The 15,194-nt window shown below is 61.9% G+C and carries 18 protein-coding genes; 13 read left to right on the forward strand and 5 right to left on the reverse strand.

The genetic code is table 11. From position 1 onward, the window contains the following. Nucleotides 1–13 precede the first annotated feature (13 nt). The 7 genes from LHFGNBLO_RS28105 (at nucleotide 14) to LHFGNBLO_RS28135 (ending at nucleotide 4,602) form a co-directional block, all read left to right on the forward strand. On the forward strand, nucleotides 14–1,075 hold the full coding sequence (locus LHFGNBLO_RS28105) for an HWE histidine kinase domain-containing protein (RefSeq protein ID WP_258602533.1): 1,062 nt from the start codon (nucleotides 14–16) through the stop codon (nucleotides 1,073–1,075). 25 nt (nucleotides 1,076–1,100) lie between these two features. Next, nucleotides 1,101–1,433, forward strand: coding sequence for a response regulator (locus tag LHFGNBLO_RS28110; protein ID WP_258602534.1), 333 nt, complete (start codon nucleotides 1,101–1,103; stop codon nucleotides 1,431–1,433). 427 nt (nucleotides 1,434–1,860) lie between these two features. Then, nucleotides 1,861–2,028 carry a hypothetical protein gene (locus LHFGNBLO_RS28115; RefSeq protein ID WP_258602535.1) on the forward strand — a complete coding sequence of 56 codons (168 nt, stop codon included), beginning with the start codon at nucleotides 1,861–1,863 and terminating at the stop codon, nucleotides 2,026–2,028. A 106-nt stretch (nucleotides 2,029–2,134) separates the two neighbouring features. Continuing rightward, nucleotides 2,135–2,344 carry a hypothetical protein gene (locus tag LHFGNBLO_RS28120; RefSeq protein ID WP_258602536.1) on the forward strand — a complete coding sequence of 70 codons (210 nt, stop codon included), beginning with the start codon at nucleotides 2,135–2,137 and terminating at the stop codon, nucleotides 2,342–2,344. A 95-nt stretch (nucleotides 2,345–2,439) separates the two neighbouring features. Next, nucleotides 2,440–3,000, forward strand: coding sequence for a group I truncated hemoglobin (locus tag LHFGNBLO_RS28125; RefSeq protein ID WP_258602537.1), 561 nt, complete (start codon nucleotides 2,440–2,442; stop codon nucleotides 2,998–3,000). Nucleotides 3,001–3,706: 706 nt separating this feature from the next. Next, nucleotides 3,707–4,177 (forward strand): hypothetical protein, encoded by a 471-nt coding sequence (locus LHFGNBLO_RS28130; protein WP_258602538.1) that lies wholly within the window; start codon nucleotides 3,707–3,709, stop codon nucleotides 4,175–4,177. Between the two features lie 134 nt (nucleotides 4,178–4,311). Then, nucleotides 4,312–4,602 (forward strand): hypothetical protein, encoded by a 291-nt coding sequence (locus LHFGNBLO_RS28135; protein ID WP_258602539.1) that lies wholly within the window; start codon nucleotides 4,312–4,314, stop codon nucleotides 4,600–4,602. A gap of 462 nt (nucleotides 4,603–5,064) precedes the next feature. On the opposite strand, the gene LHFGNBLO_RS28140 is transcribed toward LHFGNBLO_RS28135, so the two are convergent. From LHFGNBLO_RS28140 to LHFGNBLO_RS28150, 3 genes are all read right to left on the reverse strand, one after another. Then, nucleotides 5,065–5,553 carry a nucleoside deaminase gene (locus LHFGNBLO_RS28140; RefSeq protein ID WP_258602540.1) on the reverse strand — a complete coding sequence of 163 codons (489 nt, stop codon included), beginning with the start codon at nucleotides 5,551–5,553 and terminating at the stop codon, nucleotides 5,065–5,067. 118 nt (nucleotides 5,554–5,671) lie between these two features. Then, nucleotides 5,672–6,154 (reverse strand): pyridoxamine 5'-phosphate oxidase family protein, encoded by a 483-nt coding sequence (locus LHFGNBLO_RS28145; protein ID WP_258602541.1) that lies wholly within the window; start codon nucleotides 6,152–6,154, stop codon nucleotides 5,672–5,674. A gap of 51 nt (nucleotides 6,155–6,205) precedes the next feature. Continuing rightward, the gene (locus tag LHFGNBLO_RS28150) at nucleotides 6,206–6,379 is read right to left on the reverse strand and encodes a hypothetical protein (protein WP_258602542.1); all 174 of its coding nucleotides are present in this window, start codon (nucleotides 6,377–6,379) and stop codon (nucleotides 6,206–6,208) included. Nucleotides 6,380–6,636: 257 nt separating this feature from the next. On the opposite strand from LHFGNBLO_RS28150, the gene LHFGNBLO_RS28155 reads away from it, so the two are divergent. Both LHFGNBLO_RS28155 and LHFGNBLO_RS28160 read left to right on the forward strand, forming a co-directional pair. Then, nucleotides 6,637–6,828 carry a hypothetical protein gene (locus tag LHFGNBLO_RS28155; protein WP_258602543.1) on the forward strand — a complete coding sequence of 64 codons (192 nt, stop codon included), beginning with the start codon at nucleotides 6,637–6,639 and terminating at the stop codon, nucleotides 6,826–6,828. Between the two features lie 166 nt (nucleotides 6,829–6,994). Next, complete coding sequence (locus tag LHFGNBLO_RS28160; RefSeq protein WP_258602544.1) at nucleotides 6,995–7,270, forward strand: hypothetical protein; 276 nt, start codon at nucleotides 6,995–6,997, stop codon at nucleotides 7,268–7,270. Between the two features lie 81 nt (nucleotides 7,271–7,351). On the opposite strand, the gene LHFGNBLO_RS28165 is transcribed toward LHFGNBLO_RS28160, so the two are convergent. Continuing rightward, entirely contained in the window at nucleotides 7,352–7,894 is a 543-nt protein-coding gene (locus LHFGNBLO_RS28165) for a hypothetical protein (RefSeq protein ID WP_258602545.1), read from the reverse strand. Between the two features lie 404 nt (nucleotides 7,895–8,298). Between LHFGNBLO_RS28165 and LHFGNBLO_RS28170 the strand changes: the two genes are divergently transcribed. Beyond that, the gene (locus LHFGNBLO_RS28170; protein ID WP_258602546.1) at nucleotides 8,299–10,278 is read left to right on the forward strand and encodes an acyltransferase family protein; all 1,980 of its coding nucleotides are present in this window, start codon (nucleotides 8,299–8,301) and stop codon (nucleotides 10,276–10,278) included. Between the two features lie 179 nt (nucleotides 10,279–10,457). Next, entirely contained in the window at nucleotides 10,458–12,407 is a 1,950-nt protein-coding gene (locus tag LHFGNBLO_RS28175; RefSeq protein WP_258602547.1) for an acyltransferase family protein, read from the forward strand. A 195-nt stretch (nucleotides 12,408–12,602) separates the two neighbouring features. On the opposite strand, the gene LHFGNBLO_RS28180 is transcribed toward LHFGNBLO_RS28175, so the two are convergent. After that, nucleotides 12,603–13,484 carry a transglutaminase family protein gene (locus LHFGNBLO_RS28180; protein ID WP_258602548.1) on the reverse strand — a complete coding sequence of 294 codons (882 nt, stop codon included), beginning with the start codon at nucleotides 13,482–13,484 and terminating at the stop codon, nucleotides 12,603–12,605. A 193-nt stretch (nucleotides 13,485–13,677) separates the two neighbouring features. Here LHFGNBLO_RS28180 and LHFGNBLO_RS28185 point away from each other — a divergent pair, with 193 nt between their 5' ends. Beyond that, nucleotides 13,678–13,809: a hypothetical protein gene (locus LHFGNBLO_RS28185; RefSeq protein ID WP_258602549.1), complete on the forward strand. Its 132-nt coding sequence runs from the start codon at nucleotides 13,678–13,680 to the stop codon at nucleotides 13,807–13,809. A gap of 205 nt (nucleotides 13,810–14,014) precedes the next feature. After that, the gene (gene bcsN / locus LHFGNBLO_RS28190) at nucleotides 14,015–15,085 is read left to right on the forward strand and encodes a cellulose biosynthesis protein BcsN (protein WP_258602550.1); all 1,071 of its coding nucleotides are present in this window, start codon (nucleotides 14,015–14,017) and stop codon (nucleotides 15,083–15,085) included. Nucleotides 15,086–15,194: the final 109 nt, after the last annotated feature.

The following is a 15,194-nucleotide window of genomic DNA, read 5'->3' on the forward strand; positions in this document are numbered from 1 at the left end:
ATCGATATTCAACATGTCGGAAATAGTTCGCAAGTCCGAAGAGCAAAAGGACGCCGAAGCCGAAGTCGAGGGCTTTCACGACGACCTTGGCCCGTTCGTGGTTGCCGCCGAGACGACGCGAATGGCCATGGTTTTCACCGATGCGAAGGAACCCGGCAACCCGATCATTTTTGCCAATGACGCCTTCCTCGCCCTGACCGGATACGCCAGGGAAGAGGTCCTGGGTCAGCCCTTCAATTTCCTGATGGCGGACGGTACCGACACCGGGGCGCTGAAACGCATCAAGCTCGAGTTCGAAGCCAATTCGGCGGCGGGTGCGGCGGACACGGAAATCCATTGCAGACGCAAGGACGGCAGCGGGTTCTGGGCGGGTCTTTTGGCCAATCCTGTCCACGACAAGAGCGGCGCCGTCGTCCAGTATTTTACCTCCTTCGTCGATCTCACCAGACACAAGGAGGAGCAGGCGCAATCCAAGATGCTCATCGACGAACTGAACCATCGGGTAAAGAACACGCTTGCAACGGTACAATCGATCGTCTGGCAGGCGTCGCGCGCCAATTCCGATCCGAAGGTGATCCGCGAAGCCGTCGAGTCCCGGCTGTTTGCGCTTTCCCGGTCGCACAATTTGCTGACCCGTGAAAACTGGCACAGCGCCGGGCTGCTCGAAGTGCTGCACGATGCCCTGGAACCGTTCGGCGTCACCGACGGGCGGCAAGAGCGGCTGGTGATTGCAGGTGAGAACATCCGCCTCTCGACAAAGGCGGCCCTGGCGCTTGGCATCGCGTTCAACGAGCTCGCGACCAACGCGGTGAAATACGGTGCGTTTTCCAACGACAAGGGCTCGATCCGGATCGACTGGACGATCGAGCCGACGTCGGATGGCCGCCGACTGATCCTGTCCTGGCGAGAGAAGGACGGGCCGCCGGTTACGCCACCGTCGCGAAAAGGGTTTGGCTCGCGTGTGATCGAGCGCGGCCTGACGTACGAACTCGAAGGCACCGTGCAACTCGACTATCGCCCGGATGGGTTGATCTGCACGATGAACATTCCGGTACCAGGGGCACGTGATGGATAAACTCCTGTCCGGCCGGCGCTTCCTCGTGGTCGAGGATGAGATCCTGGTCCTGATGATGATCGAGGACATGCTGGGCGATCTTGGCTGCGAGTCCGTCACCTCAGCCGCCACCATCGGACAGGCGATCGCCCTGATCGAAGCACAGATTTTCGATGCCGCCATGCTGGACATGAATCTGGACGGCGCCGACAGCAATACCGTGGCCGATGCGCTCGCCGAGCGCGGTGTGCCCTTCATCTACTCGACCGGCAACAGCAGTCGCGACATGCGCGAAGGCTTCAGCAACCGTGCCGTGCTTCGCAAACCGTTCAGCTTTGATGAACTGGCCACCAAGCTTGAGCGCCTTCTCTCTCCCTGATCGAGCACGCGCGCATCCCTTCGAGGCGGAGCGTTCCGGAACCTTCGCCCGTCGCCGAAGGTTGATATGCCAGACAGGACGGACGGAGGCCGAAGCCGAGCCAGACGATTCGTCATGCGAGGCACAAATGGCCTACACGAACGAGGGTATACCCCAAGACGAGCCTTACGGAGCATTCACTTTTGCGAAGAAGTACGGCCTGACCCTGAGAGACGCCAAGTTCATCATCGCCGCAAATGGACCATCGCGAAGGGCATGTGATGCGGCAGCTGCTGCATTCGTGAGGAACAAAGCCGCGCGGTTCAGAAAATGGCTACGTTGATGATTTGTGCCCGACCAAAGGCACGCTGGCCTGGCCGCCTCGATGGGGCTGCCGATGCCTGGTCCGTCCATTGGAACAACAATGCCGTGCGGAACGTTGGAGAAGTTGACAGGGCACGAAGTGATGCACTGCTCAGGCAAGAGCGGCGAACGGCGAACACCGCCGGACGCGCTCATGGAGGCGAATATGGATATCACCACAATTCTGGTCATCGTTCTTATTGTTTTGCTGCTAGGCGGCGGCGGCTTCTACGGCCGTGGACGCTGGTACTAAACGGCATCGAGAACACACTGATTGGCGCTGAGCGCCGGCCCACGGAGTCCATAGCTGTACGTCAGGATCGGCGCTTGTTTTCAGCACCCGAAAAAGGCGGGTGGGCATGTCGATCAACCGCGAGATCAGAGAGCCCCGCATTTTCACGCCTTCCGAGTTAAGGCTCTTTGGACGCGTGTTCGAGCGGGCCAAGCGGAAAGGTCAATCTGAAGCGCATCGGGAAGCACTGGCGTCTCGAATCGTCGCCAACTACATGGCCGGAATCACGGATGAGGCGGAGCTTCTGGCGTTGTCGCGGCAGCCGCCTGGTCGGTAAGTCCTTACTGCCCTGAGCACCGGAGGCGCGGGCTTTTTTATTCCGTACTGGAACAATCTCTCGGGGCAGCCGTTTAGGCTATCGCGAGGGTGACGATGGCACAGGCTGTCTCGACTTCCATCACAAGACGAAGCGTGGTTGCAGCGCTGGCGGCCACTGCCGCCCCGATAGCCGTATTGGCGGCGGCGGACCAGGCGCACGCGCAGACCAAGCAGACCACCACACCAGAGAAGAGTCTGTACGAGCGGCTGGGTGGCGTCTTCGCCATCGCAGCGGTGGTGGATCACTTCAGCGACGCCGTCGTGAAGAACCCCATTGTCGGCCAGAAATCCGAGAATCCGCAGCTGCGCGAATGGCACACCAAGAACCTTGAAAGGCTGCCCGGCCTCAAGTTCATGCGGACGCTGTGGGTCTGCGAAGTTTCCGGCGGGCCCTTCAAGTTCACGGCCACCAAGCCCGGCACGACACCGCTCGGCCTCGAGGAGGCTCACCGGGACCTCCTGATCTCCCCCGCGGAATTCGATGAGGTCGCAGCGGAACTCGGACGGACCCTAGACTTCCTGAAGGTCCCGAAGCCCGAGACAGCCGAGGTCCTGGCAGCCTTCGCTGCCCACAAGGAAGAGGTCACTGCCGGCTACGTCGCCAAGCGGGGTTGAGCCATCCTGTATGCCCGGTCGATCCACCCAGCCTTGGCAGGGGCGGCGATTGTTTGGCTGGGCGTCGGCTACGCTATTTCTTCGGCATCGAAGAAACTGACGCCGGCGGCCGCTCATGCAGAAGCGATGATCCGGTCAGCGCCAGGTTGAGATCCTGGGCTGCAGTGTCGCACCTGACACGTGAGGGGCCAAAATTCTTGGTGATCCGTCGTGCCTGGGCCTGTGTGATCCCGTGTTTCCTGGCGAAATAGGCGGGTTCATAGGGTTTTTGCACCGTGCCGTTCACTATCGCCTTCTTCTCTGGCTTTGGATCGGCAGAGGACGAACCGCCCCAGGTTGAAACGTATAGGTGGCGGATGGGTCTGGCTTGTGAGCAGGATGCCCATATCCAAATGGCCCGCCGAAATCGCCTTCAGGCGCTTGGTCGTGGGGTAGCGACGGCTGTTCGGGACCGACTGAGCCAGTAAGATTGTGATCTTCCATTCCGAGCGCGCCAGGTTGCTTCATGCCGCTAAAGAGATCGGGCGGCCGGGTGGTTCCTCACAAGTCTCCGGCATGGTTTCCGAAATCATTTTATCCGCGCGCGACTTGACTCTTTCTTTGCTAAACCTTTTGTAAAAGTGTACTGAACCGCTGTCACCAGCCATTGTATGGGCTCTGGTGCTTGAGAGCGTAGATCGTGCTCCCGCCCGGCGGGAGCTATTTGATGGAAAACGACAGCCGCTCAGACGGTTTCATCTCCACTCACGATTTCGACATTCTGCGCAAGGCTTTCGCGTCGTCGGTGGCGGAAGGGCTAACCGATGAAACACGGCGATTGGACCATGCAAGGGAACTGGTGCGTGAATTGACTGGCCGCGAAAACGTCGATGAAGGCCTGATCAGTCGGATTGTCGGCCTGCCCCTGCCATCCGAAGGCATGGCGATAGTCCTGCCGACCGCGATAGAGCCGACGCTGGCAGATCTCAAAGCAGACGGACAAGGCCTGATGGCCTATTGCGGCGCGCCGTCCTGCGGGCAAGCCTGGTCGCTCGACATCGACGTGCTGATAGAGCTTTACGGAACGCACTACGGCTACCGCAATGACAGGCGGATATCATCCAAGGTGCGCTGCCCACGATGCCAGCGCGTTGGCGGGACATTGAGAGTCGTGACAGACAAAAGGCCGCGTTTCTGAAGCGCCTGCATCGACTGGGAGCATGTCACCCGTCGACGCGCAAGGAACGGAAGCCGGGATCGTCCGTTTATCTCCTGACACGCGCCACGGCTTTTGGCTGTGACTTGCGTTTACAGGTTTAAAAGGAGGAAAAAATGGCTGAAGGCCCAACTGTCATCAATACAGGCGGAGGTGGAGGCGGTGGCACCACAGCTGTAGCAATCATTCTGGCACTCGTCGTGATTGTCGGGCTGCTGCTCGTTACGGGTATCGTCGACATCCGTGGGGGTGGCGGACAGGACATCAATGTGAAGGTCGACGCGCCGGCCGCATCAGCCCCGGCGGCACCAGCCGCACCGGCTCCGGCTGAACCGGCCCCTGCCCCGGCTCCGGCCGAGCCCGCTCCGGCACCGGCTGCACCAGCTCCGGCTGCACCGGCCAACTGAGGCTGATCGCCGTTCCAACAGAGGCGAGGAATCGCAGCCCATCGGCATCAAAGCCGGTGGGCTTTTCCTTGCAAAGATGCAGAAAAAGCCAGGCGATCGACCACGATCCCGATAGCGTATTCGAAACGATCACCGCGCCACACATATTTCCATCGGAACAAGAATGCCGTGCGGAACGTTGATTGACGTTAGGTGGCAGCACGTAGTTTTGAAGGCTGCACACTTTGCGACACGGAGGAAATCATGAACAACATCATCTGGCTAGTTGGAGCGGTCGTCATTGTCTTGGCTATACTTGGTTTCTTTGGATTCCGGTAGAATATCAGGCGATCCAGGACATTGAGCATACGGCCAAAGCCAGGCGAGAGCCGGGCCTTTCAGGCAATGCCGTGAACTGCCTGCGGCGATCGAGATTCGCCTCGACAAGGGCTGCTGCACTCACTCGTTTCCGCGCGGATTGAGCTACTTGTCTTTCCAGAAATCGGCCTGGAGTTGCGCCGCTTCATCGGCAAGCAGCGGGCCGACGACTTCGGTCGGACGCTGCCCTGCTTCGAAGACGATCGTGCAGGGCAGGTCGAGCGTGGGATTCTCGTCGTGCGCGCCCGTCAACGCCTTGAGGTCATGTTCGCTCTGTCCAAAGACGACCCGTCCGATGCCCGCCCAATAGATTGTCCCGGAGCACATCGCGCAAGGTTCGGCCGAAGTGTAGAGTGTGCAAGAGGCCAGATATTCGAGGCTGAGATTCATCCCCGCCCACCGGGCGAGCAGACTTTCGGCATGAGCGGTGCGGTCGCCCCCTCCGGATTTGTAGGCGTTGAGTTGCTCGCGCAACACATTGCCGTCCTTGTCGGCGAGGAGCGAACCAAAGGGATGTTCACCAGCATCGCGGGCCTTGCGCGCGACTTCGAATGCTTGACGGAGCAGGCGCTCATCATAGGGGCGTTGTGGCATCGGCCGATCCTCCTGCACCTGACCATAGTGCCGAACAATCCGCCGGCTCAAGTCGGCTGGCAGCACCCCCTTGCGCCGCCGCCATTATCCCCGTGATTCCCTGTAATGGGTCCTGAGCCTAGCGAAACGCCTGCCGTCCCGAAATTGTCTCGATCCTGATCTGGTAGAACAGATGGCCGCCCGAACCGGCCGTCTCACCGGGCTTCAGGGCGCCGGGCTCCCACCAGTTGGCGTGCTTCTGCAGCAACGACCAGGCAAATTCACGCTCACGATCGGACACCAGCGCCTGCTGGTCGTTGGCGGGAACGGTCCAGTCCGGATCGGGTGCCTTGGGCAGATCCTCGAACAGGCCGTCGACGACGACGCTCTTCCAGCCATGGACGCTGCCGACATCGTCGACCTGCAGGCAGACATGGCGGTTCTGCCGCATCCACTCGACCTTCTTGCCGAGCAGCGAGAAGCTGAAAATGAAATTGTCGCCGAAGGCAAAATGGATCGGCACCACGTAAGGCCGGTCGTCCCTGACGCAGGCCAGGCGGCCAAGCCGGGACGACTTCAACATGGCGGTGCATTCCTGTCGCGTCATCTCCCTGATGTTCATACCGATTGTTCTTTCCGTTGGTGTTGTTTTCCTCTTGCGTCAGGCCGTGATCTAGGCTCCCAGATCGATCCGCCGGATGGCCCGGATCGCCTCCAGCTCGGCAACGCCGATCAGCGCGTCGATGGCCTGGATCGTCTCGATGTGGCCGCGCGCTGCCACCACTTTGCGCAAGGCATGCAGGTCTTCGCGAATGTCGCAGAGTGTGGTTCGAACCGTAAGGGGCATGGGTCGCCTTCCTGCGACACAACAGCCTCACAGGGCGATCGGTTCCGCACAAGCCTGCCTGAACCACGATCGAGCCTTGGTTGAGAATGGCGGCACCCCCTGTTTTCCGGGGCCCGGTTTCGAGCGACAAACCCGGCCCGAGCGGAATGACTCGCTAAATTCCTGATAGAGCGTACAAAGCCAAGTGTCGCCGGCCATGTCACGGGCACCGGCGCTTGAGAGCGCAGACCGTACTCCCGCCCTGCGGGAGCCTTACGATGCAAGACGACAGCAACGCTTTCATATCCGCTCATGACTTCGACATTCTCAGAAATGCCTTCAGGTCATCGGTAACCGAAGGTCTGATCGCGGAATCGCGCTGGATTCAGCATGCCAGGGATCTGGTGCGCGAACTGACCGGCCATGAAGATGCCGACGAAACCCTCGTCAACCGGATCATCGGGAGATAGCAGCAGCTTCCCTGTCAACTCTATTCCAGAACAAATTTCCTATCCGGTTGCCATCTTCTGCAATACTATTCTCACTTTGCGGAAATCTGCGGAACCTTTGCACCAACGATCCGTTTTTCCTTCGATCGCAGCTTGGACGATCTCAGAAGCAACCGGAGGAATGATCATGAATATCAAGATGCTTTGCATGGGCGCGATGGCGCTTACGATGGTGACCGGCGCCGCCTTTGCCGGCGCGCTCGACGATCCGGCGAAGATGACGCCTTTCTATACCGATGCCGGCATGAAGACCATGAAGCCGGCGGAAGAATTCAAGGCCGCCTGGATGGCCTTGACCGAAGAAGATCGCGCCGGCATGACCAAGGAATGCGGCGACGAGGCTATTGCCAAGGAGCACGACGATTTCTGCAAGATGACCAAGGAACTCGGCGGCGCCAACTAAACGCAGCCAGTTCGGCACAGTCGGAAATGGCGGGCAGCGATGCCCGCCATTTTTCTGCGCCGGCGTGGCGCCGTCTTTCAGCTACTTAACAGGGATCATGAGATGTGCGTAGGGCGTACCCGCCCACATCACATATGGCTTGGACGTGTCGGGCTTGGCGTCCGTTGGATAGCCATGCATCACCTCCATTGCGTTGACGATCATCACGTGCGGGCCAGTCTCCACCCAATTGTTGCCTTCCTCGGGCTTCGTCGCGTAGGGATCGGTGTTGCTGCCGTCGCTGCCGCCGGACAGCATGTACATGAAGCCGACCTTGCCCTTGGGCGGTTCCTTCTTTTCCATCCACGCCATCGCCCATTCCATCGAGTTGGCATCACCGCACATCGGATCCGGGCCAGGCGTGGCCGGGTGGTCCGGCATGCACCAGTAGCCGTTCTTGCCCTCGCGCAGCGTGCGCATCGCGCCCTTGTCATCCGCGGCGTAGACCGCAGCGCCGCTTGCTACAGCGGCGGGTGCGGCGGATTCAGCGCTCTTGATCATCGCAGCGTCATCGGCGGCTGCGCCTTGCATCGTAACCAAACTGCCCGCCGCCATAAGGGCAGCGACCGTCAGAAGCCGTTTCATGGCCATTCTCCGGTTGAGTTGATCTTGTGCATGATGTCGGACGCGCGGCTTTCCAGAGCCGTTTGTCGGTGATCAAATCCTAGCAGATTGCACGCATCCGGACAATTTATGTTTTAGCGATTCCTAATATCCTGGCGTCAAACGCATGCTCGCCCCGGGATTGCCATCCGATCGTGAAGAATAAATCCGGCCCTTCCCACAAGAGCCGGCAAAGAGGCACCCGCCGACCTTCTCTTTATGTTGCACTGCGATAGATTTGTTGCATTGCGATATCGGCGCACAGGGCCGAGTTTCCGCAATGGGTGGGCTTTCAACGACTACGGCGTTGCGCGTTGCTTCGGCATGCGCGCCGCAGCAGTTTGATCGGCGCGATCTACGGTCTGCGCCAGGACAAAGGTTCACGAGTGGCAACATCGTTCCGTCCGGATATCGAAGGCTTGCGTGCGCTGGCGGTGACGGGCGTCATCGCCTTCCATTTCGGCCTGACCTCGCTGCCCGGCGGCTTCACCGGCGTCGACATCTTCTTCGTCATCTCCGGTTATCTCATCACAAAGCACCTGCTGGGCGAAATCGGCGAGACTGGACGGCTGAACCTGTGGCGCTTCTACGCCAGGCGCGCCCGGCGGCTGTTGCCGGCGGCGCTGTTCGTCATCCTCGCCACGCTGGTGGCGGGCTACTTCATCCTGTCGCCGGCCGAACAGTCGCTCTACTCGAAAGGCGCCATGTTCGCGTCGGCCTATATGATCAATCTGTGGCTGATCCGCTGGTCGTTCGACTATTTCGCCGCGGATGCGACCAACAACCCGTTTATCCATTTCTGGTCGTTGTCGGTGGAGGAGCAGTTCTACCTCGCCTGGCCGGCGCTGCTGCTTCTCGCGGCCTGGCTGCGCCCGGGCCGGCGCACCGCGATCCTGGTGATCGGCCTGGCCGGCATCGTCTCCTTCGCCGCCTGCGTCTGGCTGACCGCCGTGGCGCAGCCTTGGGCGTTCTATTTCTCGCCGCTGCGCGCCTGGGAATTCGCCGCCGGTGGCCTGGCAACCATGGCGCCGGCAAAATTCTGGCGTGACCGGCCGCTGCTTGCCACCGGACAGGCGTTGATCGGCCTGGCGCTGATCGCCTGGGCCTACCTGATGGTGAGCGAGGAGTCCCCCTTCCCCGGGGTGATCGCGCTGGTGCCGGTGGTCGGCACGGTGCTGGTGCTGCTCAGCGGCAGCGGTGCCGGCCAAAGCGCGGCGCAGAACCTGCCGAACGCCTTCCTGTCGCTGCCGCCGATGCAATGGCTGGGCAAGCTTTCCTACTCGCTCTATCTCTGGCACTGGCCGGTCATCGTCTATGCGGCGATGCTGGTGCCTGACCTCTCCAGCCTCCAGCGCCTTGCCTGCGCGGCGCTGACGCTGGCGCTGTCGGCCTTCACCTATCGTTTCATCGAGAACCCGATTCGCCGCAATGGCTGGCTGATGGCGGGAGCGGCCAGGGCCCTGGTGCCGGCCGCGGTGCTGACCGGCGCCGGGGTGATCGCGGCCTATGGCAATGCGCGCTTTGCCGATCACAATTTCAGCCCCGAGCAACGCAGCATCGCCCAAAGTGCGGCGCAGAATTCCACCGTGCGCGCCAGCAACGTCGACTGCGTGCTCGATTTCGCCACCGTCCAGCCGAAACCCTGCGTGTTCGGCCCCAGGAACACCGAGCGCTCGGTGGTGCTGTTCGGCGACTCGCATGCCGACCACTGGTCGACGCCACTGATCGCGGCGGCGGCGAACAACAATTTCCAGGTGGTGACCTACCTCAAATCCTCCTGCCGGGCCTCGCGGGTGACGACCTGGAACTGGCGCATGAAGCGCGACTACACCGAGTGCGATGAGTGGCGCGCCCAATCGATCAAGGACATCATCGCGCTCCATCCGCAACTGGTGGTGATCTCGGAATTCTCGATGGGCAATGTGATGCGGGAATCGCCTGACGAATTGAAGCACGCCAACTGGGACGAGGAGTGGCGGGACGGTCTGCGCTGGACGCTGGAGGCGTTCAGCCGGGCCGGCATCAAGGTCGCGGTCATCAGGGACGTGCCCTACAATGGCAGCTATGTCGACAAATGCGTGGCGCGCGCGCTGTGGCGCGGGCAGCAGCCGGCGGCGTGCGACACACCGAGGGCGACGGCCGCAAATGACGAGATCGCCGCGGTGGAGCGCGACATCGTGCGCGGCACGCCCAACGCCACCTACATCGACATGACCAACAAGTTCTGCGACCAGACCACCTGCCACGTGTTCATCGACGGCATGCTGGCCTTCCGCGACCGCCACCATCTGGCGACGCCCTTCGCGCAATCGCTGGAGCCGGCGGTGGAACGGGCGCTGTTCTCGAGCGCGGTGGCGCAGCGGTGACCTAGGCGGGGGACAAGCAATCTCCCCCCTTGTGGGTCCCTTGTGGGGGAGATTGGCAGCTTCCCGCGCCCAATTCCACTAATGTTGCACTGCGATAGATTTGTTGCATTGCGATATCGGCTTATACGGTCGAGTCTGCGCATGGGTAGGCTTTCAACGAACTACACGAGGTTTTCATCGTGTCAGCATCGTTCCGTCCGGATATCGAAAGCTTGCGTGCGCTGGCGGTGTCGGGCGTCGTCGCCTTTCATTTCGGCCTGACCGGCCTGCCCGGCGGCTTTGTCGGCGTCGACATCTTCTTCGTCATCTCCGGCTATCTCATCACAAAGCATCTTGTGAGCGAGATCGCAGAGACCGGCCGGCTGGACCTGTGGCGCTTCTACGCCAGTCGCGCCCGGCGGCTGTTGCCCGCGTCGCTGTTCGTCATCCTCGCCACGCTGGTGGCCGGCGCCTTCATCCTGTCGCCGGAGGAACAGTCGCTCTATTCCAAGGGCGCCATGTTCGCCTCGGCCTATGCGATCAATCTGTGGCTGATCCGCTGGTCGTTCGACTATTTCGCCGCGGACGCGACCAGCAACCCGTTCATCCATTTCTGGTCGCTGTCGGTGGAGGAGCAGTTCTACCTTGCCTGGCCGGCGCTGCTCTTGCTGGCGGCATGGCTGCGCCCGGGCAAGCGCATGGCGATGCTGGTGATCGGCGTTGCCGGCCTGGTCTCCTTCGCCGTCTGCGCCTGGCTGACCACCGTGGCGCAGCCCTGGGCCTTCTATTTCTCGCCGCTGCGCGCCTGGGAATTCGCCGCCGGTGGCCTGGCCACCATGGTGCCGCAAAGATTCTGGCAAGAACGCCCACGGTTCGGCGCGCCACTGGCATGGCTCGGCCTGGCGCTGATCGGCGCCGCCTATCTGAGCTTTACCGAGGAGGCGCCCTTCCCCGGCTTCATGGCGCTGGTGCCGGTGGCCGGCACCGTGCTGTTGCTGCTGGCGGGGGCGGGCGAGAACAATGGGGCCAGCAATGGCCTCAGTGCCGTCCTGGCGCTGCCGCCCCTGCAATGGGTCGGCAAGCTTTCCTACTCGCTCTATCTCTGGCACTGGCCGGTCATCGTCTATGCGACGATGCTGGTGCCCGACCTTTCCGGGCCGGAGCGGCTTGCCTGCCTGGCGCTGACGCTGGCGCTGTCGATCTTCACCTACCATTTCATCGAGAACCCGATCCGCCGCAACAATTGGCTGATGGCCAATGCGGCGCGGGCGCTGGTGCCGGCCGTCCTCCTCACCGGCACCAGCGTCGCTGCCACCTACGCCAATGCGCGGCTGGCCGTGCATGATCTCGACGCGCAGCAGCGCTTCGTTGCCGAAAGTGCCGCCAGACCTTCCACCGTGCGCCGGGCCGGCTGCGTCCTCAGCTACGCGACCGTGAAGCCGAAGCCCTGCGTGTTCGGCGCCAGGCACGCTGAACGGTCGATCGCGCTGTTCGGCGATTCGCATGCCGACCACTGGTCGACGCCGCTGATCGAGGCGGCGCAGAAGAACAATTATCGCGTCGTCACCTGGCTCAAATCCTCCTGCCGGGCCTCGCGTCTGACGGTCTACGTGACCCAGCTGAAGCGCGACTACACCGAGTGCGATCAATGGCGCGATCAATCGATCAAGGAGATCATCGCCGCGCGGCCGAGCCTGGTGGTGATCTCCGAGATCGCGCTGGCGAGCTCGCGCAAGATGGCGATCGGCATGCAGGTGCCCGACAGCCAGGACGCGGACTGGCGGGCCGGCCTGCGCTCCACCCTGGAGGCGTTCAGCAAGGCCGGGCTGAAGGTCGCCTTCATCCGCGACGTGCCCTTCAACGACGAGCATGTCGACACCTGCGTGGCGCGCGCGCTGTGGCAGGGACAGGCGCCGTCGCTGTGCGACCAGACGCGGGCCTACGCCGCCAACGACGCCACCGCCGCGGTGGAACGCGACATCGTGCTCGGCGTTCCCGGCGCCAGCTACATCGACATGACCAATTTGTTCTGCGACGCCCGGACCTGCCACGTCTTCATCGGCGGCAAGCTCGCCTACCGCGACCGCCACCATCTGGCGACACCGTTTGCGGAATCGCTGGAGCCGGCGGTGGAACGGGCGCTCTTTTAGGGGCGTTGAGATGAGACAGCGGGGGCGCTGGCGGCCTGACCTTTCTCTTCGAGGGAGAGGTCACATTGCCCCGATCCGTCCCCTCCCGGATCGGGCAAATGCGGGTGAGAGGGGCCCCGGGCGGGAGCACCTCTCACCCGGCTCCAGCCGCCAATGATTGTTGCGGACGCCCGGAAACCCACGCCGAGGGAGCCCCTATGCGCCGGTTTCCTTCGCCACCTTGACCTCGACGGTCATCCCCAGAAAACTCGCGGCGCTTCCGGAGTAGCTTCCGGAAAGCGGTATGGCTTGCTGGGGATGCCTGGCCACGGCAACCCGGATCAGGTCCCGGTTGCCGACGATGCCATTGGTGGGATCGAACTCAACCCAGCCCGCGCCTGGCAAGTAGACCTGGCACCAGGCATGGGTCGAGCCGCCGCCGCGCACCGAGGCACTGTCGCGGCTCGGCACATAGACATAGCCGGTGACGAAGCGGGCGGCGAAGCCGAGCGAGCGAACCGCCTCCATCATGAAAAGCGCAAAGTCCCGGCACGTGCCCTTGCGCAGATGCAAGGTCATGACAGGCGGCTGCGTGCCGGTTTCGACCCGGCGGGAATAGACGAAACTCTCGTGGATGGCGTAGCAAAGCGTCATCAGCAATGTGCCGGTCTCGGTGTTTCCCGCCGCACTGACGAACTGCCGCGCCCATTTGCCGACCTCGTCGCCATCGTCGAGATGATGGCGCTCCATGGTCTGCGCGAGGTCGGCCGCCTCGTCGGGATCGTAGGAGAACGGATAGTTCAGCGCCGCCTCGTCGATGCGGAATTCAGGCGCATGCTGCGGCGTGTGGTCGAGCCGGATGTCCGTTTCAAAACGCAATTCCCTGGCGGAATGCTCGAAATCGATCACCGCAACGCAATTGCCAAAAACGTCATGGATCCAGCGAACCTCCTGCGGCGCGGGGTCCACGGACAAAGCGTGGTCCAGCAGCCGCTGGTCGAAACTGTCGCGCGGCCTGAACATCAGCCGGTGCTCGCCAAAGCTCACGGGCTGGCTGTAGCGATAGACGGTGGTGTGCTTGACTGAAAAGATGGGCATCGGCTTCCGTCGGCGAATTGGCCTGGGGCGCGATCATATCGTGTTTTGCATCCGATGGGGGCTACTGGAGCCTGCCCGAACTGCTTCCGCTACAGGCGACCTTTCGCGGGCGCAAAGGGGCAGCGCCTCGCCCTCCCGTCACGACGCCGCAGTGGAGCGCGACATCGCGCGCGCCGTTCCCAACGCCAGTTAAATGACGGACCGCTTCTGCGACGACCTCCATGTCTTCATCGGCGGCAGCTACCGCCACCATCTGGCTACGCCGTTCGCGGAGATGCCGGAGCCGGCGGTGGAACGGGCGGTTCTGAAAGAGATGGGGAGATAGCGGGCGTCGAGGGGGCGTCAAATGACCCATAGCTGACTTTGGGTGAACGCCGCTTCGGCATCGCTGGCCCAGATCGTGCGATATGGAAAATCTGATGACGGACCCGTGGCAAATTGGACTCGGTCCCGGCTTTATTTGGGGGCAAATTGAGGTTTGCTGGCATTAATCCTTCGGCAACCATAGCGAATCTCGTAGCGTCCCATTCATGGACTTTGCCGGGCTTCTCAATGCCTGCCCGCCATCACGGGTGCTTTTTGCTCCAATTCGAGGAGCCAGACTATTTGGCATTCGCGCGGCGTCGATCCTGAAAGCGGTAGGTCTGGCGTCAGTTCTGGCGTTTGGCAGTTGCGCCCAACCGCCGCCACTCGTGAATCCGTCAGGAACGAGCCTGGTCTCGACCCAAGCAGCATTCGCATTTCCGGCACCAGGCGGCCCAGCCATCACTGCAGTGGTCGAACGACGGTTCGCCAATGCCACACAGCAGGACATCTTGCTGGCGACTTCGGCGCGCACGCCGGGCCAGAACATGTTGCGGGTTCAATTTTTCGGACCAGTAGACAGTTCCATAGCGGGTGAGAGCCGGCTTCGCGAAGGCTACCTTCCCCTCGGCGACGTTGGCTCGGAAATGCGGCAAGTATTGCCGGGTATCCGAATGGTACGGTCGCCTTATTACGTTCAGAACAAATATGGACCCTTCGGCTATGCGGCGGGTCGTTCCGCATCGGGCGACACCTGTCTCTACGGCTGGCAACGCATCAGTTCCACCGGCATCACCCAGACTTGGGTTGGCAACAAAGGATCTATCCAGGTGCGCCTGCGCCTCTGCGACCAGAGCGCTTCTGAGCAAAGACTTCTCGATGTCATGTACGGCTATACCATTACCTCGTACTTCAAAACGCGCAACTGGAACCCGTACGGCGAACCCGCCGCGCCCGATCCGTCACTGGGCAAACTTGGGCAGCCCATCTATCCGGTCGGTGTGTCGCGCTTCGAAACGGTAACCACGCCGCCTGCAACACGGCCACCCCGTCGTGTTCGCAGCACGCAACGGCAAGCTTCGACCGAGCCGTTACCGGCGCCCGAGTTGCCCGTGGCGATGGGTCCGATCGTGCCGCCGCCGCCGGGATCGAAGAGTGCCGATTCCGCGCTGCCGGCTGCCATGGCCCCTGTACCTGCGACAACGACTCTTCCTACGGACGCCGGGGCCAAGCGCACAGTGCCGATTGTTCCGCCGCCACCTTGCGTCCCCAGTGATGCGACAGGCAGCTGCAATTGATGCCGTAAACCATTCGTTAACCGTCAGCATGAGTAGGTGTCGGACAGGAAGCCGATATCAACCGTTGCGCGTTCCAGTGTGTTGCCTGCCCGGTGGTGAGGCGCTCCAT

This window comes from Mesorhizobium sp. AR10 (assembly GCF_024746795.1).
Taxonomy (GTDB): Bacteria; Pseudomonadota; Alphaproteobacteria; order Rhizobiales; family Rhizobiaceae; genus Mesorhizobium.

Coding starts and splice junctions, on each gene's coding strand:
- LHFGNBLO_RS28105 (WP_258602533.1), top strand. CDS start 14: ATGTCGGAAATAGTTCGCAAGTCCGAAGAGCAAAAGGACGCCGAAGCC.
- LHFGNBLO_RS28120 (WP_258602536.1), top strand. CDS start 2,135: ATGTCGATCAACCGCGAGATCAGAGAGCCCCGCATTTTCACGCCTTCC.
- LHFGNBLO_RS28125 (WP_258602537.1), top strand. CDS start 2,440: ATGGCACAGGCTGTCTCGACTTCCATCACAAGACGAAGCGTGGTTGCA.
- LHFGNBLO_RS28130 (WP_258602538.1), top strand. CDS start 3,707: ATGGAAAACGACAGCCGCTCAGACGGTTTCATCTCCACTCACGATTTC.
- LHFGNBLO_RS28135 (WP_258602539.1), top strand. CDS start 4,312: ATGGCTGAAGGCCCAACTGTCATCAATACAGGCGGAGGTGGAGGCGGT.
- LHFGNBLO_RS28140 (WP_258602540.1), bottom strand. CDS start 5,553: ATGCCACAACGCCCCTATGATGAGCGCCTGCTCCGTCAAGCATTCGAA.
- LHFGNBLO_RS28145 (WP_258602541.1), bottom strand. CDS start 6,154: ATGAACATCAGGGAGATGACGCGACAGGAATGCACCGCCATGTTGAAG.
- LHFGNBLO_RS28150 (WP_258602542.1), bottom strand. CDS start 6,379: ATGCCCCTTACGGTTCGAACCACACTCTGCGACATTCGCGAAGACCTG.
- LHFGNBLO_RS28155 (WP_258602543.1), top strand. CDS start 6,637: ATGCAAGACGACAGCAACGCTTTCATATCCGCTCATGACTTCGACATT.
- LHFGNBLO_RS28160 (WP_258602544.1), top strand. CDS start 6,995: ATGAATATCAAGATGCTTTGCATGGGCGCGATGGCGCTTACGATGGTG.
- LHFGNBLO_RS28165 (WP_258602545.1), bottom strand. CDS start 7,894: ATGAAACGGCTTCTGACGGTCGCTGCCCTTATGGCGGCGGGCAGTTTG.
- LHFGNBLO_RS28180 (WP_258602548.1), bottom strand. CDS start 13,484: ATGCCCATCTTTTCAGTCAAGCACACCACCGTCTATCGCTACAGCCAG.
- LHFGNBLO_RS28185 (WP_258602549.1), top strand. CDS start 13,678: ATGACGGACCGCTTCTGCGACGACCTCCATGTCTTCATCGGCGGCAGC.
- bcsN (WP_258602550.1), top strand. CDS start 14,015: ATGGACTTTGCCGGGCTTCTCAATGCCTGCCCGCCATCACGGGTGCTT.